At 49.3% G+C, this 22,974-nt stretch carries 18 protein-coding genes; 8 read left to right on the forward strand and 10 right to left on the reverse strand.

The annotated features are described in order from the left end of the window. Nucleotides 1-126: 126 nt before the first annotated feature. Nucleotides 127-1,050: a LysR family transcriptional regulator gene (locus AC0Z7K_RS07745; protein WP_485613720.1), complete on the forward strand. Its 924-nt coding sequence runs from the start codon at nucleotides 127-129 to the stop codon at nucleotides 1,048-1,050. 28 nt (nucleotides 1,051-1,078) lie between these two features. On the opposite strand, the gene AC0Z7K_RS07750 is transcribed toward AC0Z7K_RS07745, so the two are convergent. The 9 genes from AC0Z7K_RS07750 to pdxR all read right to left on the reverse strand — a co-directional run bounded on the left by AC0Z7K_RS07750 (nucleotide 1,079) and on the right by pdxR (nucleotide 13,425). Next, nucleotides 1,079-2,044 carry an ABC transporter ATP-binding protein gene (locus AC0Z7K_RS07750; protein ID WP_485613721.1) on the reverse strand — a complete coding sequence of 322 codons (966 nt, stop codon included), beginning with the start codon at nucleotides 2,042-2,044 and terminating at the stop codon, nucleotides 1,079-1,081. Continuing rightward, nucleotides 2,041-3,045 carry an ABC transporter ATP-binding protein gene (locus AC0Z7K_RS07755; RefSeq protein ID WP_485613723.1) on the reverse strand — a complete coding sequence of 335 codons (1,005 nt, stop codon included), beginning with the start codon at nucleotides 3,043-3,045 and terminating at the stop codon, nucleotides 2,041-2,043. The genes AC0Z7K_RS07750 and AC0Z7K_RS07755 overlap by 4 nt, the downstream gene beginning before the upstream one ends. Beyond that, nucleotides 3,042-3,989 carry an oligopeptide ABC transporter permease gene (opp4C, locus tag AC0Z7K_RS07760; RefSeq protein ID WP_413530771.1) on the reverse strand — a complete coding sequence of 316 codons (948 nt, stop codon included), beginning with the start codon at nucleotides 3,987-3,989 and terminating at the stop codon, nucleotides 3,042-3,044. The genes AC0Z7K_RS07755 and opp4C overlap by 4 nt, the downstream gene beginning before the upstream one ends. Continuing rightward, nucleotides 3,989-4,948 (reverse strand): ABC transporter permease, encoded by a 960-nt coding sequence (locus AC0Z7K_RS07765; protein WP_485613725.1) that lies wholly within the window; start codon nucleotides 4,946-4,948, stop codon nucleotides 3,989-3,991. Before AC0Z7K_RS07765 ends, opp4C begins: the two co-directional genes overlap by 1 nt. Before the next feature lie 50 nt (nucleotides 4,949-4,998). Continuing rightward, nucleotides 4,999-6,618 carry an ABC transporter substrate-binding protein gene (locus tag AC0Z7K_RS07770; protein WP_413530769.1) on the reverse strand — a complete coding sequence of 540 codons (1,620 nt, stop codon included), beginning with the start codon at nucleotides 6,616-6,618 and terminating at the stop codon, nucleotides 4,999-5,001. 360 nt (nucleotides 6,619-6,978) lie between these two features. Further along, entirely contained in the window at nucleotides 6,979-7,965 is a 987-nt protein-coding gene (locus AC0Z7K_RS07775) for a replication initiation protein (RefSeq protein WP_485613726.1), read from the reverse strand. Nucleotides 7,966-9,352: 1,387 nt separating this feature from the next. After that, nucleotides 9,353-9,562, reverse strand: a complete 210-nt coding sequence (locus AC0Z7K_RS07780) for a plasmid partition protein ParG (protein ID WP_056779680.1) — start codon at nucleotides 9,560-9,562, stop codon at nucleotides 9,353-9,355. Further along, nucleotides 9,559-10,185, reverse strand: a complete 627-nt coding sequence (parA, locus tag AC0Z7K_RS07785; protein ID WP_056779683.1) for a ParA family partition ATPase — start codon at nucleotides 10,183-10,185, stop codon at nucleotides 9,559-9,561. Before parA ends, AC0Z7K_RS07780 begins: the two co-directional genes overlap by 4 nt. Nucleotides 10,186-11,832: 1,647 nt before the next feature. After that, nucleotides 11,833-13,425 carry a MocR-like pyridoxine biosynthesis transcription factor PdxR gene (gene pdxR, locus AC0Z7K_RS07790; RefSeq protein WP_485613729.1) on the reverse strand — a complete coding sequence of 531 codons (1,593 nt, stop codon included), beginning with the start codon at nucleotides 13,423-13,425 and terminating at the stop codon, nucleotides 11,833-11,835. 140 nt (nucleotides 13,426-13,565) lie between these two features. Between pdxR and AC0Z7K_RS07795 the strand changes: the two genes are divergently transcribed. Next, nucleotides 13,566-14,834 (forward strand): 4-aminobutyrate--2-oxoglutarate transaminase, encoded by a 1,269-nt coding sequence (locus AC0Z7K_RS07795; protein WP_485613731.1) that lies wholly within the window; start codon nucleotides 13,566-13,568, stop codon nucleotides 14,832-14,834. 8 nt (nucleotides 14,835-14,842) lie between these two features. Then, entirely contained in the window at nucleotides 14,843-16,297 is a 1,455-nt protein-coding gene (locus AC0Z7K_RS07800; protein ID WP_485613733.1) for an NAD-dependent succinate-semialdehyde dehydrogenase, read from the forward strand. A gap of 101 nt (nucleotides 16,298-16,398) precedes the next feature. On the opposite strand, the gene AC0Z7K_RS07805 is transcribed toward AC0Z7K_RS07800, so the two are convergent. Beyond that, the gene (locus tag AC0Z7K_RS07805) at nucleotides 16,399-17,325 is read right to left on the reverse strand and encodes a LysR substrate-binding domain-containing protein (RefSeq protein ID WP_485613735.1); all 927 of its coding nucleotides are present in this window, start codon (nucleotides 17,323-17,325) and stop codon (nucleotides 16,399-16,401) included. A 412-nt stretch (nucleotides 17,326-17,737) separates the two neighbouring features. Here AC0Z7K_RS07805 and AC0Z7K_RS07810 point away from each other — a divergent pair, with 412 nt between their 5' ends. The 5 genes from AC0Z7K_RS07810 (at nucleotide 17,738) to AC0Z7K_RS07830 (ending at nucleotide 22,843) form a co-directional block, all read left to right on the forward strand. Then, a complete protein-coding gene (locus AC0Z7K_RS07810; protein ID WP_485613736.1) occupies nucleotides 17,738-18,262 on the forward strand; it encodes a fimbrial protein in 525 nt (174 codons plus the stop codon). Nucleotides 18,263-18,313: 51 nt separating this feature from the next. Then, a complete protein-coding gene (locus tag AC0Z7K_RS07815; RefSeq protein WP_485613738.1) occupies nucleotides 18,314-19,006 on the forward strand; it encodes a fimbrial biogenesis chaperone in 693 nt (230 codons plus the stop codon). 36 nt (nucleotides 19,007-19,042) lie between these two features. After that, entirely contained in the window at nucleotides 19,043-21,691 is a 2,649-nt protein-coding gene (locus AC0Z7K_RS07820; protein ID WP_485613740.1) for a fimbria/pilus outer membrane usher protein, read from the forward strand. A 76-nt stretch (nucleotides 21,692-21,767) separates the two neighbouring features. Further along, nucleotides 21,768-22,292, forward strand: a complete 525-nt coding sequence (locus AC0Z7K_RS07825; protein ID WP_485613741.1) for a fimbrial protein — start codon at nucleotides 21,768-21,770, stop codon at nucleotides 22,290-22,292. 23 nt (nucleotides 22,293-22,315) lie between these two features. Further along, nucleotides 22,316-22,843, forward strand: a complete 528-nt coding sequence (locus AC0Z7K_RS07830; protein WP_485613742.1) for a fimbrial protein — start codon at nucleotides 22,316-22,318, stop codon at nucleotides 22,841-22,843. Nucleotides 22,844-22,974: the final 131 nt, after the last annotated feature.

The raw sequence follows: 22,974 nt of genomic DNA on the forward strand, positions 1-22,974 counted from the left end.
GGCGGATTCTTTGCCGCAAAAACGGGCCATACCCGGCCTGCGGTCTCGAAGATCGCGAGATTATTGACCCTGCCTCTCATGCCTTCTACTATATTTTTTTACCAAACCGATGAATTTCAGGAATACATGATAAATAACAGAGACCTGGACTACTTTGTGACGGCTGCGCAGATAATGAATTTGAGACTTGCGTCACAAAATTTAAATATAACTCAGCCCGCGCTTTCCAAATCTATCACCCGTCTGGAGAAAGAACTCAGCATAAAACTGTTCAAACGGGCAGGTCGCGGGCTGGAGCTCACCGAGGCGGGTCGCATTCTTTATCAGCGCGGTCTGGCGCTGCAAAGTTCGTATCATGAAATCACCGAAGTGATGAACGAACTAAGCAGCGGCGCGGGCGGTATTGTGCGCGTGGGTATTTCGGGTTCGTCTACCCAGTTCCTGTTACCGGAAATCTGCAAAATGTTGCAGTCGCAGGTGCCGAACATGAAGCTGGAAATTCAGATCGGCATGAACGACGTACTGTTCACCCTGCTGGAACGCCACGCGATAGATATTATTATTGGTCCGCTGGTGAATTACGAAAGCCCGGTCGTACAGCTTCCGGTCACCGCCGACCGCGTGGTGGTCTGCGCCTCCAGTGACCATCCGCTGGCCGGCAAACCCACGTCTTTGCGCGAACTCAGCCGCTTTGGCTGGATCTTACCGGCTAAAACCGTATCGATGCGCCAGTGGCTGGACGGGATCTTTTACGAGAACCACTGCCCGCCGCCGGACGTCAAAGTAGAAATCAGCTCGCTGGCGTCCGTTCCCGGTTTGATCGCCAAAAGCGGATTGCTGAGTTTTCTCTCTGAAAATATTCTGGCGGAAGAAGAGTTTATTTCGCGTCTGATCCGCATCGATAACGATCAGCTGGTGATGGAGCGCCGCGTAGGGATCACGTGGCTGGAAGGAGCATTTTTATCACCCGCTACGCAGAAAGTGATCGAAGTGACTAAAGCCGTCGGCAAGAAAATGCAGATGGAAAGCCGCCGGGTATTGGAGGAATAACCTCCTCACCGGCGCGGGGTAAAATGAATCAGACCAGATGGCAGGCCACGCGGTGGCCGCTTTCAACTTCACGCAGCACCGGAATTTCCGCACGGCAGCGTGCGGTTGCCAGCGGACAGCGGGTGTGAAAACGGCATCCGTCAGGCGGTCTGGAAGGATCCGGAATTTCACCGCTGACCATCGCCGCCGGTTCGCTGTCAGGATCAAGGGTCGGCACCGCGGCCAGCAGCGCCTGCGTGTATGGATGCAATGGCTGGCGAAACAGCGCGTCACGGCTGGCGGTTTCCACCAACTGGCCGAGATACATCACCGCCACATCATCACAAAGATGCTCAACCACGCCCAGATCGTGGGAGATGAACAAAAAGGTTACACCGTGATCGTCACGTAAATCCGAGAACAGATTAATGATCTGTGCCTGGATCGACACATCCAGCGCAGAAATGGGTTCATCGGCAATAATAAATTCCGGTTGCAGGATCAGCGCGCGGGCAATGCCGATACGCTGGCGCTGACCGCCAGAAAACTCATGCGGAAAGCGATTGTAATGCAGCGGCGACAAACCGCAGATCTTCATCACCTCCAGCACTTTGTCGCGCAGTGCAGCGCGCGTACACAGCTTGTGTTCCAGCATGGCTTCGCCAATGGCATCACCGATACGGATCCGCGGGTTCAGAGAACTGTACGGATCCTGAAATACCAGCTGGATTTTTGGCCGCAGCGCTTTCAGCTGTTTGGGTTTCAGCAGCTGCAGATCTTCGCCGCGAAACCTCACGCTGCCCGCCGTTTTGTCATACAGGCCAAGCAACGTGCGCCCGACGGTGGTTTTGCCACTGCCGGATTCTCCCACCAGGCCGAAGATCGTGCCTTTGCGGATGTTAAAGCTGACGCCATCCACCGCGCGAAGCTGGCCGGTTTCCTGCCCGAAGAGGCCATCGCGGATCGGAAAATGTTTTTTCAGGCCCTCGACTTGAATCAGATATTCCGCGCTCATGGCTGCAACTCCCTGCTTTTCATTTTATTCGCCGGACTCAGTCCGCTGTAAAAACACGCGGCCTGACGCGTCTCTCCTTCCAGCGGCGGAATGCCCTGACGGCAGCGGTCTGTCGCACGATCACAGCGATCGGTGAACGCGCAGTACGGCGGCAGTGCGGCCAAATCAGGCACCTGACCGGGGATGGAATATAACCGGCGGCGACGTTCGCCCGGCGTCGGCCTGGAGGCAATCAGCCCCCGTGTGTACGGATGCAACGGGTCACGCAGCACTTCAGCAGTCGCGCCCTGCTCAACGATTTTACCGGCGTACATCACCACCACGTGGTCGGCCATCTGCGCGATCACACCTAAATCATGGGTGATCAGCATCAGCGCCATATGATGGCGCTGTGCCTGTTCGCGCAATAAACGCAGGATCTGCGCCTGCACGGTGACGTCCAGCGCGGTCGTCGGTTCGTCAGCGATGAGCAGCTGCGGTTTGCAGCTCAGCGCCATCGCTATCATGATGCGCTGCAACATACCGCCGGATAGCTGATGCGGATAACTCTTCATCTGGCTTTCGGCGCGCGCCAGCCCGACGTCGGTAATCATTTGCGTCGCCAGCGTCCACGCCGAACGCGGTGACTCACCCCGATGGCGGATCAGCGGCTCGACCAGCTGTTCGCCAATCGTCAGCACCGGATTCAGCGCCGTCATCGGTTCCTGAAAGATCATCGCCAGCTGATTGCCGCGTAAATCGGCCATTTGAGACGGACGCAATTTAAGCAGGTCACGCCCCTGAAACAAGATTTCGCCGCCGTCGATGCGCGCCGCCTGAGGCGGTAACAGCCCCATCAACGACATGGCGGTGACACTTTTGCCGCAGCCAGATTCGCCAACAATGCCGACGGTTTGCCCGGCCTTAACGTCGAACGTAACGTCCTGCACCGCACGCACGCGCCCCTGATCGCTGGAAAACGAGAGAGAAAGCTGATTAAAACGGATCAACGGCTGAGTCATTTTTTGCTCCGTTTCATTTTAGGATCGAGCGCATCACGCAGGCCATCACCCAGTACGTTAATGGCTACCACGGTGATGAAAATCGCGATACCCGGTGGCATCCACAGCCACGGACGGCGCTGGAAGTCGATCAGGCTATTGGCCGCGTCCATCATATTTCCCCACGACGGCGTCGGCGGCACCACACCCAGACCCAGATAGCTGAGCGCCGATTCGCTGAGGATGGCATTTGCGACGGCCATCGTGGCCATCACCACCAGAATCGGGACCGTATTCGGCAATAAATGGCCGAACAAGCGACGGCGCGATGAAAGGCCGAGCACCTGCGTTGCCAGCATAAAATCACGTTCGCGCAGTGACAGGATCTGGCCGCGAACCAAACGCGCCAGCTTCGGCCACTCAAGCAAGCTAAGCATGACAATCACCATGTAGACCCGTGAATCCGGCGAGAAATCCAGTTCCGACAGCATCGCGCCCATCACAATCAGTAACGGCAGACTCGGAATAGTCATCACCAGATCGGCAAAACGCATAATGATTTTATCCGCCACGCCGCCGAGATAGCCGGACACAGCGCCCAGCAGATAGCCGAGTGACACCGAAAGCAACATCGTCAGCAGCCCAATGATCAGCGAGATGCGCCCCGCCAGCAGCAGACGCGTGTAAACGTCACGCCCGAGAAAATCCGTCCCCAGCCAGTGCTCCGCATTGGGGGCTTTATTAATCATCAGGGCATCAGTGGCATCATCCCGCCACGGCGAAAAGTAAGGGCCCACTACGCACCAGACCGCCATCACCAGAAGTAAGATCAGGCAAAACATCGCCAGCCGGTTTTCGCGCAGTGCCTTCCACGCCTGATGCCAGGGTGACGGTGTCACTTGTGCCATCGCCGGGATTTGTGCGTCGCGCAGGCGGCGTTGAGTTGAAAATAGCGATCCGAACATCACGACCTCACACGGATACGCGGGTCAGCCCACGCGTAAAGTACATCGGCAATCAGATTGCCCAGAATGGTTAATACTGCCAGAAACAGCGTGAATCCCATCAGCACCGGGTAATCCCGCGCCGCCAGCGAATCAATATGAATGTGCCCCGCTCCCGGCCAGTTAAAGACTTTCTCGGTGATTAGCGCACCGGAAAATAGCCCAGGCAGCTCGAAGCCCAGCAGCGTGATGATCGGCAACAGCGCATTGCGCAGCGCATGTTTGAGAATGACCGTGCGTTCACGCAGCCCTTTGGCGCGCGCGGTGCGGATGAAATCCATACGCACGACATCCAGCATACTGGCGCGGAAATAGCGCGTCAGGCTGCCCGCCTGCAACATCACCAGCGCAACCACCGGGAGCACCAGATGCGCCGCCACCTGCATCACCCAGGCCCAGCCCGTGGCATCGCTGCCGGTGTTAGTCATTCCGCCGACCGGCAGCCAGTGCAAATCCACCGCAAACCATTTGATCAGCAGCAGACAGAGGAAAAATGTCGGAAAGGACATTGCGGCGAAAATCACCACGCTGACCACGTGATCAAACAGCGAATAGGGTTTCATCGCCGAGACAATGCCAACTGCCAGTGCAATCCCCCAGTACAGAACCATCGCGATAGTCGCCAGCAGGAAGGAGTTCCAGATGTACTGGTTCAGAAGCTGGCTGACGGGGATCTGATATTGCAGCGAGAACCCGAGATCGCCCTGTAACAGATGCCCGAGCCAGCGCAAATAGCGGCTGATTAAAGGCTGATCGAGGCCATATAACGCTTTCAGCTCGGCAGCGCGTTGTGCCGTAAGGGTAATATTTCCGTCGATGAAATCGCCCGGCGTTTTGGCAAACAGCATAAAGATGAGCAATGAAGCGAGGAACAACATCGGAATGGTTTGAAGCAAACGACGCAGAATGAAATTTCTCATGACTTTCTCATTGAAGCTGCCGGTAAAGACCGGCAGCAACGTGATTTTGATTATTTGACGATTTTGACATCCGGCAGACTGCCGGTCAGACCGTTATAGATGTCCGGTTTGAAGCCGGTCACGCGGGCGCTGCTGGCCGAAAGAATCTTGCGGTTACCGAGCAAGATCACCGGAGGATCATTAGCCAGCACCTTATAGAGTTCATGATAAATCGGCTTACGTTTTTCGATATCCAGCGTGGCGTTCCCTTCGTTGATAAGCTTATCCACTTCGGCATTGTGATAACCCTGAACGGCAGCCTCGGTGCTGTAGAAGTCCCATACGCCATCGTGTGGATCGTTCAGCGTACTGGTGCTGAAGGACGCCAGATCGTAGTTACCGGCCTTGCGTTGTGACATCAGCGCATTGAAGTCCACCACCTGAGGTTTCAGCAGCACACCAATTTTCTGATAATCCTCTTTAGCGATCGGGATCAGCGCATCGTTCAGCACTTTTTTGCTCACCAGCAGCGTCAGTTCCAGACGTTTGCCGTCTTTTACGCGGATGCCGTCGCCGCCGGTTTTCCATCCCGCTTCATCGAGCAATTTCTTCGCCTGCGCCGGATCGAATTTATACGGGTTCACACCTTCTGTGTTGTAAGCCCAGGAGATCGGCGAAATCGGCTCGATAGCGACAGTCCCGTAGCCCTGATACACCACGTCGATCAGTTTCTGACGATCCAGCCCGTAAATAAGCGCCTGACGCACTTTCGCATCCTGCAAAGCCGGGCGTTTTAAATTGAATTCAATCTTGCTGTAATCGCTGGATCCATACAGGTTGATGTTGGCAAAGCCGAGTAACTTCAGCTGTTCGATATCATCCGGACGGGAAGTGAACGCATCGTAATCGGTATCGCCGGTCTGGAATAACTGGAAGTTGGTCGATGGATTAGTGACACGATAGATGAAGCGCGGGGTTGGCGGGACGCCACGGTAGTAATTGGTATTAGCGTGGAAACGGATCTCCTGCCCCGGAATGTATTTGTCATAGACATACGGACCGTTACCGAGCGGTTTGCCATGAAGCGTGCGCAGGTAATCGAGATTTCCACGCTGATAGTCTTTGCCGTAATACGCTTTCGACAGCACCGGGCCGCCGATCTTTTGCAGCGTGGTCGCACCGGGCTGGGTAGTTGTAACTTGCAGGGTCAGCGGATCCACCACTTTCAGGCCGCTGACTCTGTCAGCTTTGCCTTGTTTGTAATCATCACCACCTGCGATGTGTGCCAGCGTGATATCCGTGTCGCCGTCATATTTCGGGTCATACAGCACGGTCAGGGTGAAAGCGACATCCTCTGCCGTCAGCGGTGAGCCATCGCTGAATTTCAGGTCCGGTCGCAACTTGATGGTGTAGGTTTTACCGTCCGGGCTCACCGTCCAGCTTTCAGCCAGGCCGGGAACCAGCTTGCCCTGACTGTCCCAGTCGACCAGGCGAGCGAAGATAACGTTAGTGACATTCTCGTCCCACCCATTTACGAAGAAGTACGGGTTGAAAATCCCCTGCGGTTCGGAGATCCCAGCTATTACGGTGTCGGTGCGCAGTTTTGCAGAAGCAGGTACCTGACTGGCATCGGTCGCTGGCGTGATGCCTTCTTTGAGCACGTCATCCGCAAATCCAAAAGAAGAAAACATTACGGCACTGGCCAGTAATGCGATTTTAAAAGAATTCGGTACTGTAGCCAAAAGACATCCCTCATCAATATATGTGCATGCAGTTTACAAAACATGACGAAGAGTAAGGTTGGGGTTTGTCCTTGTCTAACAACGAAAAAATATGGCTTATAGCTTTTGGAGAGATTGCTTTAAAAGTCGCCAAAACGGTTATGTGGAAACTTTTCCTGATCACACCCAGTAAGTACTCACTAACTCCTTGGCACTGAGAAGCAGCGGATCAGAAGAAACAGACCGAATAAGACGGTGGGATCTCGGGCAATAAAAAACGGCGTATCTCGTGAAAGATACGCCGTGATTACTGATTCAGCAGTATGGCGACTACGCGACAGCTTTCTTGCTACGGGCGCTGACTTCGGAGAGGATCTCTTTTTGTTTGTTCTTCTCGCCAATCATCTTGTACCAACCTGAAAGTTTGCGCAGATCCGGTAATGTCGCTTTCTCATCCACATCGTAAGCACTTAATTTATCGCGATACTCTTCAAAGATAGCGATACAGCGCCGCGCCCACTCGCCTTCCAGCACAGAGCCCGCAACAGCACGCGGACGGCGTGGTAACCGCGGACGCAGTGGTTTACTGGCCTCGGGTGTGGATTCATCCACGTAGGCGAACTTGATGGACATGACCGTTCTGCCCTGCTTCACCGGTTCCCAAACCACGGAGATATCCGTGTTGGCATTGATCCGGTTTATCGTTGGCTCCAGCAGCTTCTGGCGGAAGTCACGATAATCCTCATATTTGCCCGCCAAACCGGCCTTCTCGCGCATCCAGTTAAGATCCAGGGTCACTTCAATAGCTTTACCGCTGCGGCGTCCGTAGAGGTTCTTAGCTTTGATTAGCCAGCCATACAGGCGAACGGAGAAAGGGGTATCGAGTTTTGCAATGTTGGCAAAATTCAATTTAGTAAAAGACTCTTTGAGTTCATAGAGATACGGCGCAACATCCTGCCCAAACCTCAGTACCACCGCGCTATGATCGTCGCTACTGACGTATTCAAGACGCGAGAACCAGGACAATTGCACGGTACGTACCTTGCCGGTTTTGACGTCCGGTTTGTAGATCGTCACCGGTTTTTTCATCAGGCTTTCCGCCGCTTCGCGCAGCTGCCGATGGCTGCTGGTCGGGTTTACCCCGTAGATACGCTGATAATCCTGAGGAAAAAGACGGTACAACGTGTCTGGTTGCGGTTTCCTGCTATCAATTTGTGCCAGAGCCAGGTTCAGCAGGCGCATTTCATCCAGAGTGACGCTGTAAGCGCCTTCCAGAAGATCGTTCCCCTGAACTACGGTCAGTTTATTCAGTTCCATGTAGCAGGATCCATAGGTGGAAAGTAGGTAAATTATTCCACATAAAAAATACTAACGTAAAGTAAAAACAGGTGTTATTTACTCATTAAATTTCAATGATTTAAGTGAGGATCGAAAAAGATGGATCAGGAAAAATCTCCACATATTGATTTCTGAACGACTGAGGATCCTTTTTTTAACATCTTGGATCATGACTCTTTTTACAGGAAATCACTCCACATATACCATCGACGATCATTTTTGACGTTCGCGATTATTCTTCATCGTGGAAAGATAAAATTTTCCCAGATAACAGAAAATCACTCCACATAAGTGCCCTGAGTGCTGATTAATCATACGTAGTAGTTTTGAGATCGGCATCTCACTTTTTCGGAATTGCCGAAAGTGCCCTATCCACGAAGCTGAACAGGAAAAATCTCCACCTATTTCTCACTGAGGGATCAGATAATCTTTCCACATATCGCGAAAAGCAATCGCATGATCAGGAAATCTCTCCACATTGGTTTTTGGCAGGATCACAGAAAATGTCTCCACGTATCCCCCAGCTTGTGGATCAGGAAATCTTTCCACTTATGTGAGCGGAACTCTTCATCGGATCGAATTTATCTAACATCGATAACGTTAAGAGATCAGGTAATGTCTCCACATATGCAGATGTGACAATGTCACTTAAACAAGTAACATCTTGATTTAAAATAATTAATCAACCTAAAGACTCCTCTCTATGGAATGAGTTGATCAGATAATTCTTCCACATAAGAGAACTTAGCGATCAGATAATCTTTCCACATATGCACTTTTACTGTGAAAGTGATGAAGCAGATTTGCCAGATATAGCGCGATCACGATCCAAAAGTGACAGTTGTAGCTTCACGTGACGCTGTCACAGGAAATTCTTCCACATATGGAATAACTCAGGTGATCAGGAAATCCCTCCACCTTGGAGAAAAAGTGTTTTCTGACGGTAAGTTAGCGAAGAAATGGCTAGAATGGGCGTAGGATTAGCGTATCAGACAGGATATCCACAGGAAATCTCTCCACGTCGATAATCTTCTGATCCCTAAAGAGTTTATCCACAGGAAAAAACTCTACATTGATCATGAAAAGGATCCACATCCAACAGGAATGATCTCCACCCCAGACAGGAAAACCCTCCACAATAAAGCGTGTAACCCATTAATAAATAAGGTTAAAAATGCCCCTTAAAGAGAAAGATCTAAACTTTAAAAAGAAACAAAACATTATTTGATCTTGGGGTCTTCTTTAAGTCTGGTAGGGTCTTTGGGGAAATATCGAAGTGCAAAATATTGCTTATCTGGCAGAGGGTTAGTGCGGTATTTGCCAGAAACGGACCTGCTTTGGCCCGCTTCTGCTCAAGATCAGTGACTCACGAGCGTTCGTTATTGATAAGCCAACCCTGGATCAACTCAGTCAATACGTCTTTCATCTCGCGATCCTGTAGGAAGCAGCTGGTTTTGAAGCGGCGATGCAGCTCTTCATCAATGTTGGTCTGCAATTTTTTCACGGAAGCAGGTGGCTTCGCTACAGCGTCCAGTGCTGTAGTCAGTTGTCTGTGCTGCCCAAGTTTCATTTTCATTTCAACAACTCCGTAATTTCTTTTGTCATGATTTCAATCTCGCCCTTCGCGTTACCATCCGTTGTATCGAAAACAGTGCCCCCGTCCATCATCGTACGTATGTAAACCTGGCGCTGAGTCGTGCCGGTACGTAGTGCAGGAACGCCTGTATCAGCAATCGAGGCTTTAAGTACTTCCAGCATCTTAGCGGATGCGACCTTTTTAGTGATCAAGAAACGCGCTATCACCGGCTGCAAGTTTTCGCGTGCCTCCACGACGGCTAGAATAGCGCCACAGGCGGCAAAATCTAAAGGTGACGGTGTCACGGGGATCAGCACCAAATCACTGACCATGACAGCGGCCGATGAAATTGCTGAAATTGCGGCTGCTCCATCAATTACCACGTAATCATATTCTTTCAATTGCTTACGTACGGTATAGACTTCTTTTTCAGAGGCGGCTTCCGCCAGGTCGAACTGACATTTGCTATCGTCGTACCAGTTGCTGATACTTCCTTGTGGGTCGGTATCGACCATCACGACCTTATGGCCTTGTCTCGCAAGACAGGTAGCAATGTTAATGGACGTCGTGGTCTTCCCTACCCCGCCCTTCCCGTTGAGGAAGGAAATAATTTTCGCTGCCATAACACCCTCTTGATGAAGCGTTCGGTGAGTTACTCGCATCCTAAAATTCTGAGATTTCAGGATACAAAAAGTTTGTAATCTTAGGATTATGAGATTTCTAAATCCATGAATCATAGGATTGAGCTGCTACTATAAGGTTTGCATCCGAGGATTTCAATATTTAAGGATTATTGAATTATGAAATCCTGTGATTCAAGGATTATGTAATCTTTTTTATCATAGGTAGTTGTGAGGTATGGTTATGAATTTTATGTGTAGTGTGGATTTCAATATGGGGGGATGTTTCAATCCTGAGATTAGGAGATTAGGAGATTAGGAGATTAGGAGATTAGGAGATTAGGAGATTAGGAGATTAGGAGATTAGGAGATTAGGAGATTCAGTAAACCTCGTTATCCCATCATTCGAGAAGTTTAACGTTATGTGATTCTGGAATTCCAGGATTGCTAGAATCAGAGATGCTATGATTTTAAAATCTTCTTTTCCTCTGATCCTATCCGCTCGAAAATGAGTATCGTTAAACAGCATTCGATAAATTTACTGGACAAGGCAGGCCGCCCACATAAAATCTCACCATCTCACCATCTCACCATCTCACCATCTCACCATCTCACCATCTCACCATCTCACCATCTCACCATCTCACCATCTCACCATCTCACCATCTCAACATCTCAACATCTCAACATCTCACCATCTCAACATCTCAACATCTCACCATCTCAACATCTCACCATCTCAACATCTCACCATCCTAAGAGTTAATGAGTATTGAATCATTAAATTATAGAAGTGTATGATTCTTAGGTTCTGGAATCACCGAATCATTCAGTCAACGATTCTGGGATTTTGTAATTATAGGATTCTGTGATTGGCGCATGCAGGGCGTGAGGATTATAGGATGTGGTGATTCTGTGAGCATGGAATTACGGGGTTCACAGGGCGAATGATAATTATCTCAGGATTACAGAATTCCCGGATAGGGGGTGATTCAAAGATTCTGAGATTACAATGACAAAATGTAAATTTTTCCTATGTGTCTTTAAAGAGATGAAGAAAATGATTTTAGGATTACATGATTATATAAACATCCCATAATCCCGGGATTATTATGATTTATCTCATCATGTGGTTTCGTAATTATAGTAATAATATCAATATTTTATAAGTAATTATGTTTTATAAATCATAAGATTACAGGATTCTATTCTGACAGCGGATTCTCATTAACAGAAGACTAATCCGGTAATCATAGGATTTATATTATGGGATTATGCAATCCTGAGATTCAATCATCAGGATTCAGTAAGTTCCAGGATTGTAGGATTCTGTCATCCCAAGCTGGGATGATTCTGAAGAGAGAAGATACAATCCCTATGAGATTCCAAGCTTATGGGATTATAGGATTGACTCAAAGGTTGGATTAGAAATCACAGGATTTATGGATTATTTGATTTATGGATTATTGGATTCGGAGATTCATGAATCCTGATGTGGCAGAATTACAGAATTACAGAATTACAGAATTACAGAATTACAGAATTACAGAATTACAAGATTACAGGAGGCATCGCTATGACACCTCCAGAGATTTTATTGTGTCCCATATCTAAAGCATGAAGATAATCGGCAGGCTGGGGAGTAAAACGTCAGTGCCCAATATGATGTTTGGTACCCCTTAAGGTTAAAGCCGATTCACAATCTTGCAGGTCTCCACCCACCGTAACCGCATTTCCATTCGCTATTGCCCTTTGGGGTTTCATCCTTCGCTTTAGTGAATCAACGATATGTCCAAAAGCCGCTTCGATATCTTCTTCAGCCACGCATCCATAACCGAGCAATAATCCCCGCCGTGGAGCAGGGCGCAGGTAGTAAGCAGAAAGCGGCCGGGTGAGCACATTTTTTTGTTCGAGCTCTGCACTCAGAGCCACATCGTCAATTGAATCCGGTAAGGAAAGAGTCAGATGTAACCCGGCGTTACTGTTTTCGCACATAAATTCCTGGCCGAGTTCTTGCTCGATCAATCGCGTCAGTGCGCTACGGCGCTTGCCGTAAATCAACCGCATGCGGCGGATATGCGCGGCGTAATGCCCTTCACGAATAAACTCCGCCAAAGTCAGCTGCGTCAGCCCGTTCCCCCCACGATACAACTCGGAGTGCGCGATTTTCAGTCGGGACGCCAGCGGACGCGGCAAAACGACGTAGCTGATACGCATTGCGGGATACAATGTTTTACTGAACGTTCCGATATAAATGACCGGCGCATCGCTGGTCAGCCCCTGAAGTGCGGGGATGGGGCTGCCGGAATAGCGAAACTCGCTGTCGTAATCATCTTCTACCACCCAACTGCCTTGCCGCGAAGCCAGCGCGAGGATTTTTTGTCGGCGCGCCAGACCCATTACGGACCCCAACGGGTAGTGATGTGACGGTGTCACGCATATCAACTTTGGTGCACGAGATTCTGGTTGATTTTCCGGCGGGTCCATCCCGTTATCGTCCACGGCAATCGGATGAATTTCTACCCCGTTCACCGAAAGGACGTTACGGATCCCCCAGTAACTCGGTTCTTCAATCCATGCTATATCCCCCGGGTCACACAGCATTTTCGCCAGCAAGTCCAGTGCCTGATGGGTACCAGCGGTGATGAGGATCTGGTCCGGCGTGCACTCTACAGAGCGTGCGATGCGCAGATAATCCGTCAGTGCCTGTTGCAGTTGAGGGCAACCACCGTGTCGGGAGTAGGTGAGAAATTCAGGATGCAGGCGACGGCTCAGACGGTTTTGCAGCTTACGCCAGATATCGTGCGGGAACTGAGTGACATCGGGCACACCTGGCATAAATGCACCCCATTGGTGTGAGGCGACACCGGTGCGAGTCAGCAACTGCGAGCCGCGTTTAGAAAGCGTGACGTGGCTACGCGCCGGTTCGCACTTCGTTAGCGTCTTATCGGCAATCACGCCGTCTTTCGGTAAATCAGCGCTGACGAAGGTCCCGCTTCCCGTCCGGGTCTGAATATATCCCTCGGCCTGCAATTGTTCATAGGCCGCGAGCACCGTATTACGGGAGATATCTAATTCTTTGGCGAGATCGCGCGAAGCGGGCAGGCGGCTTCCAGGACTAATGCTGCCGTCGAAGATAGCCTGTTGTAATGCCTGATAAACCCGCTTGTGCAGGGTGCCTGGAGTGGCATCGGCAATACTGTTCAGCCGCTGAAAAATGAGGTCAGAAAGCAGTGATCGCAAAAGTGGATCCTCGAAATAAACAGAACTGGTTCTGGATTATAGGGCCGCTGACAGGATAAAAAACAAGGGTAGATAACAACTTTCATACTTTATTTACCCCGTAACCCACAAAAACATCAGCCTCAGGGCAGGAGAAAAACATGAGTCACAGCGAACTGGAAAAACGCCGTAAAGAAGCGACACCGCGCGGTGTCGGCGTCATGTGTGATTTTTACGCAGCGAAGGCTGAAAATGCCACGCTGTGGGATAAAGAGGGTAAGGAATATATTGATTTTACGGCAGGGATTGCCGTGCTGAATACCGGTCACCGCCACCCGAAAGTCGTTGAAGCGATCCGAAAACAGCTCGACCTGTTTACGCACACGGCCTATCAGATCGTGCCTTATTCCAGTTATGTCACTCTGGCGGAACGTATCAACGTAATTTCACCGGTGGCCGGAAAAGCCAAAACGACCTTTTTCTCAACCGGTGCTGAAGCAGTGGAAAACGCGGTGAAAATTGCCCGAGCCGCAACCGGTCGCCCCGGCATCATCACGTTCTCCGGCGCATTTCACGGACGCACGTTACTGACCATGGCACTCACCGGCAAAGTGGTGCCGTACAAAGTAGGTTTCGGGCCGTTCCCGTCGTCCGTTTTCCACGCGCAATTCCCGAACGCCCGACATGGCGTTAGCACAGAAATGGCGCTCGACAGCATCGAACGTATTTTCCGCAGTGACATCAGTCCGTCGCAGGTCGCCGCGATTGTCTTCGAACCTGTCCAGGGGGAGGGCGGTTTCAACATCGCACCGGATGATTTCGTCACGGCTCTGCGTGACATCTGCGACCGCCACGACATTGTACTGATCGCCGATGAAGTGCAGAGCGGCTTTGCGCGCACCGGCAAAATGTTCGCAATGGAGTACTACGGCAATGCGAAACCTGATCTTGTCACTATGGCGAAAAGCCTCGGCGGCGGTCTGCCTATTTCTGGCGTGACTGGCCGCGCTGAATTGATGGATGCGCCGGAACCGGGTGGCCTTGGCGGCACTTATGCCGGTAACCCGCTGGCCGTCGCCTCTGCGTTGGCGGTGCTGGACATTATCGACGAAGAAAAACTGTGTGAACGTGCTAATCGTCTGGGGGCAGAACTGGTCGAGGTGCTGGAAACCGCGAAAGGCAACTGTGCTGCGCTGGTGGATGTCCGCGCTCGGGGTTCGATGGTAGCCGCCGAATTTAACGATCCGACTACCGGAAGGCCTTCGCCGGAGCTGACCAAACAATATCTGCGCAAGGCGCTGGATGCCGGTTTGCTGATGCTGAGCTGTGGCGTACACGGCAACGTGATCCGCTTTCTGTATCCGCTGACTATCCCTGACGCCCAGTTCAAAGAAGCACTGGCGATTTTATCTCGCGTTCTGGCTGACTGAGGGATCTCATGCAACTGAAACATCAAATACTGCTGCGCCAGCAATGCCTGATCAATGGTGAATGGCTGGACAGCGAAAATAGCGAACGCGAAAACGTGATCAATCCGGCGACCGGTGCGGTTGTCGGCAGTGTTCCACAAATCACTATCGCGCAAACGGCGCAGGCGATTATCCATGCGGAACAGGCACAAGTGGGCTGGCGGGAGAAAACCGCCAAACAACGTGCTGCGCTGATGCAAAAATGGGCGCAACTGATGATCGAACACGCAGAGGATCTGGCGGCCTTGTTGACCGCAGAACAGGGCAAGCCGCTGGCGGAAGCGCGGGGCGAAATCGTTTATGCCGCCTCCTTTATAGAATGGTTTGCGGAAGAAGCTAAACGTATTGAAGGCAGCGTGCTGGCGCCGGTTCAGACGACACAGCGCATGCTGGTGCTGAAACAACCGATTGGCGTGTGCGCGGCGATCACCCCGTGGAATTTCCCGGCGGCGATGATCACCCGCAAGGCCGCGCCTGCATTGGCGGCGGGATGCGCGATGATCGTCAAACCGGCTGAACAAACGCCACTCACTGCGCTCGCGCTCGGGCAGCTGGCGATTGAAGCCGGTATTCCTGATGGCGTCCTGCAGGTGATCACCGGTTCCGCCCATGAAGTCGGTAAAGTGCTTTGCGACAGCCCGGAGGTTCGCAAGCTCAGCTTTACCGGTTCGACCGAAGTGGGACGTATCCTGATGGCACAAAGTGCGCCAACGGTGAAAAAACTCTCTCTGGAACTCGGCGGCAACGCGCCGTTTATCGTCTTTGATGATGCAAATCTGGAACGCGTGGTAGCGGGTATTATGGCGTCGAAATTTCGCAACAGCGGGCAAACCTGCGTCTGCGCCAACCGTATTTATGTCCAGCAAGGCATCTATCCCGCGCTGGTAGAAAGACTTGTGGCAGAAGTAGAAAAGCTCTGTGTTGGCGAGGGTATGCAACCTGGCGTGACGCAGGGGCCACTTATTGATGATGCGGCGATTGCTAAAGTGCGCGAACACATTGCGGATGCGCTGTCTCACGGTGCAACGCTGCTAACTGGCGGGGAACCGCACGCGCTGGGCGGTACGTTCTTTCAGCCAACGGTGGTGGGGAATGTCACATCAGCGATGAAATTCGCCCGCGAAGAAACCTTCGGACCGGTCGCGCCCGTCTTCCGCTTTACTGACGAAGCCGAGGCCGTGGCGATGGCCAACGACACAGAGTTCGGGCTGGCGGCGTACATTTTCACGCGTGATGCGGCACGCCAGTGGCGGGTGCCTGAGGCGCTGGAGTATGGGATGGTAGGCATTAATACCGGGCTGATTTCCAATGAAGTCGCGCCGTTCGGTGGCATCAAACAGTCCGGGTTGGGACGTGAGGGCTCACGTCACGGTATGGATGATTATCTGGAAATGAAATACCTGTGCATCGACCTTAGTGAGTAAGAACCAAGATTATGGGCTGTAAAGTAGCCACTACAAATGTTTTTAATAGCAGTCAAAACACCAGAAAACACTTCTGGTGTTTTGCTTTAAATATCTTATGGTTAGCCTTCTTCAAGCTTACTTAAAATATCAAATATCCATTTCATGCCAGGGTCTAGCAGCCTGTCTTTGCGGAAAACTACGTACAAGGGTGGCGGCCTGAATCCTAAAGAAAAATTATAAGAAAGAGATTTAATGTTAAATGAAGAGCGCATTTTGCTAAAAAGCATCTGTGGTACCAGACAGATCATATCTGAGATTTCAACTACCGCTAGCAAGTCGAGATAATAGCTGCTGCTGAAACCTATACTTCGGTTTGGAAATTGCGTTTCGACCATCTGCTTGATGTTATGTATGGCTGGCGATAGCGTGTCCAGCACGGCATGCGTACCATTTTGGTACTCCGCTTTAGTGATGGATTTTTGAGAAAGTGAGCTGTGTTGCTTTGAGCAAATAATCTCAACAGAATCAGTGAATAACTTCCTGCACTCCAGGCCGATATTGTTTAATGGAGTATAAGACAGGACGATGTCCGCTTTTGAGCTATCCAGAAGCAACGTAATAGACTCTATCGTGCTTGGTAGCACCACATGGCTGATCCCTATATCTGAAAGACTCTCATCCTCAGACTTTAACTGCATGATGAGCGGCACTACCTGACTGGTAATATACGGCGTTGAACCAATCGTTATCAAACGCTGCCCTGCCTGGCTAACATTAAGCCTTTCTAATGCCGACCCCACTAATGCCATCCCCGGAGCGACCTTCATGTAAAGTGAATCTGCGAAAGGGGTGGGTAAAAATAACTTGTTTCGTCTTATAAATAATACATCGTCAAAAAAAAACCTGAGTTTACGCAGATGGCTGGATACCATAGACGAGGAAAGCTCAAGTTGTTTGGCTGTCAGGACAATACTTTTATTTTGATATAGTAGGGTAAAGCATCTTAGGAGATTTAAGTCTATCTGCTTGTTGCTGTCCTTTTTCATATAACCTCAATTAAGAATCACTTAACTAATGTGTCGTTGTATTAAGCAAAGAAGAAAATACTGAAAATTAGGGGGGTTACATAATTGTAAGTTAACACGGCAAAGGAGAATTTGTACACGTTATTTAGAGGTTTTATGCAATGAAAATTTGTTTTTAATTATCTTAATTTAACATTAAGCAATACTTCATTAAAATAAATCATTTAAAAACAATAAATTACCACACGGCATTCATTCACCTTCACTTTTGATGTTTTTTTATAGGTGACTTATTTCATAAATCAATTAATATGCCACTCACGATGTAATGCGGCCTGATTTATTACTGTGTTTGATATATGAATGCTGTCGTTTTCATCAAAACAAATATCCAAGTGAATGGATGTTTCATCTATATATTAAGGAAAAAATCATGACTCTGAATAAATCTATCTTGTGTGTTGCTCTTTCTCTTGTGGCTTTCAGTCAGTCTTCTATGGCAAAAGATGGCACAATCAACTTCACGGGTGATATTGTTGAAACCCCTTGTGTTGTTGCAAGTGATAGTCAGTACCAGGATGTTAACTTGGGCCAGGTAAAATCATCTACCTTCGCTAAAGCTAAAGATACTTCAGCCTTTACTAACTTCAACATCAATCTGGAGGAGTGCAACATTTCCACTCTGAAATTTGCGACGGTCACCTTCCGTGGTACATCAGATACACTTGATACTGATTTGCTGGCGATTGGTGGCGAAGCGGGTGCAGCGACCGGCGTTGGTATTGAAATTTCCGATCAGGCTGGGAAAATTGTTTCGATGAACAAAGCCAGTGATGATACTACACTGACTGCGGGTCAAAATATTTTATACTTTAAAGCACGTTATAAAGCAACCGCCATCCCTGTTGTTTCTGGTCATGCTAATGCCCAGGCTGACTTCCAGTTGGCTTATAAATAAATTTATATCAACCGGCATCATTAATGATGCCGGTAACTCAGAGAGATTATTATGAAAAGCAATAAAATCGTAGCTGCTATTTTTCTAATGGCAGCTTCACATTCCGTATTTGCTGCTGGCGGGATTGTTTTAGGTGCCACACGGGTAATCTACAATGCAAGCAGTAAAGAAACTTCCATTAATGTGAATAACAGAAATACGGAGCAGTATTTTCTGGTGCAATCCTGGGTTGATGATAAAAATGGTAATAAGAAAGTGCCTTTCGCTATCACACCGCCGCTGTTTAGATTGAATGCTAAAAATGAAAATATGCTGCGTATCATTAAAACACCCGGTGAGGTGCCTGCCGATCGTGAGTCGGTTTATTGGGTGAATGTTAAGGCTATTCCGCCAGCACCAGCCGAAGGTACTTCCCAGAACGTTCTACAGTTGGCCATAAAGACCCGAATCAAAATGTTTTATCGTCCGGTTGGCTTACAAGGGAAAGTAGAAGACGCGCCTGCACTATTACAGTGGTCGCATCAGGGTAATCAGTTAATTGTTAAAAACCCGTCAGCTTATTCCGTCACCCTCGGTGATGTGAAAATTGCAGGTAAAGAGGTACCGGGAGTCGATTTGGTGTTACCGAAAGATGAAGCCCATTACACCCTGCCAGCAGGAAGTGAAGGTGCAAGTAATCTTACTTACACCACTATTACTGATTTCGGCGGTTTAACAGCCCCATCAACAGCAGCAATTCATTGATATGTGGTAGTTACTGCATAACTGATAGAGAGAAAAATGCAAGCCGTAAAAATATCTAAAAAGAGCGTGCCTGTATTGAAGCGCTCTTTATCAAAGGGACGGAATAGATATTTTAAACTGAGCGCCCTGACACTTATTATTTTATCAACGCATTGCTTTGCTGATTCAAGTTTTAACCCTGCTTTTTTGGAAAATACGGGGGATGGCAGCAATGTGGCTGATCTGTCGGCGTTCTCTTCCGCTTCGGGTGGGCAACTACCAGGAAAATACACTGTTGATATTTATATCAACGGCGAAGAAACCGATCACCGGGAAGTAGAATTTGTTGCAGATAAAAGTGGAGTAGGGGCGAAAACTAATGAACAGACAACGGGACTGATCCCTTGTCTGACATTAGAGGACTTAAAAGGTTATGGCTTGAAAACAGAGGCTATCGACGCGTTCATTAAAGGAACAGGAGATAAAACCACTGCCGTAGCCGAAGAGGCCTCAACAAAAAGTCCAGCAGTAACAGAGAAATGTAGCAATGTTTTACAGTCGATACCTTCAGCTAAAGCTGAATTCGACTTTAACAAGCAGAGGCTAAACCTGAGTATCCCGCAGGCGCTTATTTCTCGGTCGGCCAGAGGTTATGTTGATCCCAAATACTGGGATGAAGGTATTCCCGCCGGGCTGATAGATTATAACTTCACGGGTGCTAACGGAACGAATAAAGGTGGGGGGCAAAGTAGCAACGACGATAGCTATTATCTTAATTTGCGTACCGGATTAAACCTCGGCGCCTGGCGTTTACGCAATTATTCCACCTGGAACGATAATAATGGTGTCCGGGAATGGCAGAACGTTAACACCTATTTACAACGTAGCATTGTGCCGTTGAAATCGCAGTTAACATTAGGCGACAGCTATTCACCATCGGATATTTTTGACAGTTCGCAATTTCGTGGCGTGCAGTTGGCATCTGACGACGATATGTTACCTGATAGCCAGCAAGGTTTTGCGCCTATTATTCGTGGTATTGCTAAAACCAATGCGCAGGTCACTATCAGTCAAAATGGTTATACCATTTATCAGAGTTATGTTTCACCAGGTGCCTTTGAGATCAACGATCTCTATCCGAGTGGCGGGAGCGGTGACTTAACGGTAGTGATAAAAGAACAAGATGGTAGCCAGCAGACCTTTATACAACCGTATGCGTCGGTGCCAATGTTGCAACGTGAAGGGCGCACTAAATACAGTCTGACCGCAGGCCAGTATCGAAACGGCTATAGCGGTTCCACGCCTGAATTTGGCCAGTTTACGTTGATTCACGGTTTCAGCCACGGGGTGACGGCTTATGGCGGTATGCAGGGCAGCGAAAATTATACTGCTGCTGCACTCGGGCTTGGGCAAAACCTCGGTGATTTTGGCGCGGTATCAGTCGATATTACACAAGCCAAAACTAACCTGCCGGAAGGTGTGGTTTCTAAAGGTCAGTCATACCGATTTTTATATTCAAAATCATTTGCTGACAGCGGTACGGATTTTCGTTTACTGGGGTATCGCTATTCAACCAGCGGTTTCTATACTTTACAGGAGTCTGTCGACCTTAATGATGATGCCAATACTCTATCGTTATTTGATATTCGTACCCACAAACGCAGCCGGGTTGAAGGCTCTGTAAACCAGTCACTGCCAGAGAATTGGGGCTCATTCTATTTTTCTGCCAGCGTACAGGATTATTGGGGCGACGATACTAAAGAACAGACTTTGCAATGGGGCTATAGCAATAGCTGGAAGAGTATTTCTTATAACATCGCCGTTAGCGACAGTTATGTAACCGAAGAGGATCGAGATCGCCAGATTTCACTGAATGTCTCTATTCCGTTGGATAAATGGCTGAAGTCTGCGACCGTCAGTTATAACAGTACCCAAAGCAGTGATGGTCGGATTCAGCGCCAAACCAGCTTGAATGGCACGTTACTTGAAGACCATAACCTTAACTATAACGTCAGTGAAGGGTTCGGTAATCAGGGCCAGGGAAATTCCGGGAATACTTCGCTGAACTATCAGGGGAAATACGGTAATTCTAACGTCGGTTACAGCTATACCAGTGATTCTCGTCGGATTAACTATGGCTTGCAGGGCGGGGTCGTTGCCCACAGCGGCGGGGTGACACTTTCGCAGCCACTGGGTGAAACCGTAGCGTTAGTTGCCACGCCGGGCGCGGCGGATACCAAAATTTGGAACAATAATGGTGTCAAAACTGACAGCTCAGGTTTTGCCGTGCTGCCATATATCACGCCATTCCGGCACAACAACGTAGGTCTGGATACAACCAGTCTGGGTAAAAACGTCGAAATCGATGAAAGTGCCAGAGATGTTGTTCCAACCCGTGGGGCTGTGGTTCGCGCTACATTCACCACTCACGTGGGCTATCGCATGATGATGGTCATGATGCGCCCTTCAGGTAAGCCAGTACCCTTCGGTACCACGGTGGCCCTGATGGACGACAAGGCCAATACGAATGCCGGTATTGTAGGTGAACAAGGTGAAGCTTACCTGAGTGGTTTACCGGCCAAAGGCTCACTGAAAGCACAGTGGGGTAAAGAAGCGGATGAACACTGTATTGTGCACTATGAGGTCAATGAAAAGCAGGCTGAGGAAGTCCTGATGGCGTTAGAGGAAAAATGTATGCCAGATTAAGCCCTGGTAACCGGCTTATAAAATTTTGAACACCGTAATTAAAACGTTAATTGATCTCCACACAAGGAATGTACAGATGAAGAAGAAAATTATTATCACAATGACGGCGATTGCCTTGCAAATCTTGATGTCGCAAAGTGTGATGGCTGCAGATTCAAATCTTAATATTACTGGAAAGGTAGTGGCTTCAGCTTGCACTGTCGATACGGGTTCCGTAAACCTGGGTATTCCTCTTGGCGATGTTGACGCCTCGGTTTTAGCAGCGGCAGGTAAGTCTTCACCATGGAGTGCTTTGTATAACATTACCCTGATTAACTGTCCTTCGACAACGACAACAGTCAATGCAACTTTCTCCGGAACCGCAGATACTAATGACACTAATGGATATAAGAATGCTGGCGGTGGTTCTACTGCAGTCAGTGTTGAACTCGCTAAAACGGACGGAACAACCTTCCTGAAAAATGGGACATCATTTGGTGATGTGGCTGTAGCATCTGGAAAGATAACCATGCCGGTAAAAGCCCGTATGTACACTAAGGCCGGTTCAGTTACACCAGGAGCGGTCAGCGCTGCAATTTTGGTTGCTTTTACCTACAAATAAAGACCCTCACAGCAGGAACAGTTATGAACACGAAAAATGCCGTATTCTCTCTGCTCTACACTGCCATTTTATCTGTAGCGACTATTTCGCCGACTGCGTTAGCCAGCAGTGATAGCGCACTGGCTATCACCGGAAATGTGTTGGCATCTCCCTGTATTATTGCACCCGATACGGTCAAGGGAGATGTCGACCTCGGTGAGGTCTTTAGCAATCGCCTGCACAATGCCGGAGATAGTGCAGACTGGGCGGCTTTCTCGCTCAACCTGACAGATTGCCCGGCAACGACAACAAAAGTTGTGGTGCATTTTACCGGAACGCCGGATCCTGACTATCCTGTATTTTTTACCAATACAGGCTCCAGTGAGCATGTGGCGATTGAAGTTGCAGACGCTACTGGTGTTCGGGTAAGCAATAATTCCGTGCGTGATTTATCCGTGAATTCTCAGCATCAGGCAAAAATGGATCTGAAGGGCAGGATGACATCACCGCAGGGTGAAGCTACTTCTGGCACTGTGGCGGGGATACTGGAAGTGTCTTTTGACTTCCAATAGGTAAAGGGGGTATCGAAGGTATCTCCCTTATATCCAATATGATTAAATTTCTTTAGAAATTTAGCGCTGCTTAATTGCTAATGTATTTACGCTTATTTATGAAGTAATTATAGAGTTATCATCAGGATGCA

Source organism: Rahnella sp. 1L-D-7-B-C2 (assembly GCF_057290995.1).

Excerpts from the sequence above, each read along its gene's own strand:
- AC0Z7K_RS07745 (WP_485613720.1), top strand. The coding sequence starts at position 127 with ATGATAAATAACAGAGACCTGGACTACTTTGTGACGGCTGCGCAGATA.
- AC0Z7K_RS07750 (WP_485613721.1), bottom strand. The coding sequence starts at position 2,044 with ATGAGCGCGGAATATCTGATTCAAGTCGAGGGCCTGAAAAAACATTTT.
- AC0Z7K_RS07755 (WP_485613723.1), bottom strand. The coding sequence starts at position 3,045 with ATGACTCAGCCGTTGATCCGTTTTAATCAGCTTTCTCTCTCGTTTTCC.
- opp4C (WP_413530771.1), bottom strand. The coding sequence starts at position 3,989 with ATGTTCGGATCGCTATTTTCAACTCAACGCCGCCTGCGCGACGCACAA.
- AC0Z7K_RS07765 (WP_485613725.1), bottom strand. The coding sequence starts at position 4,948 with ATGAGAAATTTCATTCTGCGTCGTTTGCTTCAAACCATTCCGATGTTG.
- AC0Z7K_RS07770 (WP_413530769.1), bottom strand. The coding sequence starts at position 6,618 with ATGTTTTCTTCTTTTGGATTTGCGGATGACGTGCTCAAAGAAGGCATC.
- AC0Z7K_RS07775 (WP_485613726.1), bottom strand. The coding sequence starts at position 7,965 with ATGGAACTGAATAAACTGACCGTAGTTCAGGGGAACGATCTTCTGGAA.
- AC0Z7K_RS07780 (WP_056779680.1), bottom strand. The coding sequence starts at position 9,562 with ATGAAAATGAAACTTGGGCAGCACAGACAACTGACTACAGCACTGGAC.
- parA (WP_056779683.1), bottom strand. The coding sequence starts at position 10,185 with ATGGCAGCGAAAATTATTTCCTTCCTCAACGGGAAGGGCGGGGTAGGG.
- AC0Z7K_RS07795 (WP_485613731.1), top strand. The coding sequence starts at position 13,566 with ATGAGTCACAGCGAACTGGAAAAACGCCGTAAAGAAGCGACACCGCGC.
- AC0Z7K_RS07800 (WP_485613733.1), top strand. The coding sequence starts at position 14,843 with ATGCAACTGAAACATCAAATACTGCTGCGCCAGCAATGCCTGATCAAT.
- AC0Z7K_RS07805 (WP_485613735.1), bottom strand. The coding sequence starts at position 17,325 with ATGAAAAAGGACAGCAACAAGCAGATAGACTTAAATCTCCTAAGATGC.
- AC0Z7K_RS07810 (WP_485613736.1), top strand. The coding sequence starts at position 17,738 with ATGACTCTGAATAAATCTATCTTGTGTGTTGCTCTTTCTCTTGTGGCT.
- AC0Z7K_RS07815 (WP_485613738.1), top strand. The coding sequence starts at position 18,314 with ATGAAAAGCAATAAAATCGTAGCTGCTATTTTTCTAATGGCAGCTTCA.
- AC0Z7K_RS07820 (WP_485613740.1), top strand. The coding sequence starts at position 19,043 with ATGCAAGCCGTAAAAATATCTAAAAAGAGCGTGCCTGTATTGAAGCGC.
- AC0Z7K_RS07825 (WP_485613741.1), top strand. The coding sequence starts at position 21,768 with ATGAAGAAGAAAATTATTATCACAATGACGGCGATTGCCTTGCAAATC.
- AC0Z7K_RS07830 (WP_485613742.1), top strand. The coding sequence starts at position 22,316 with ATGAACACGAAAAATGCCGTATTCTCTCTGCTCTACACTGCCATTTTA.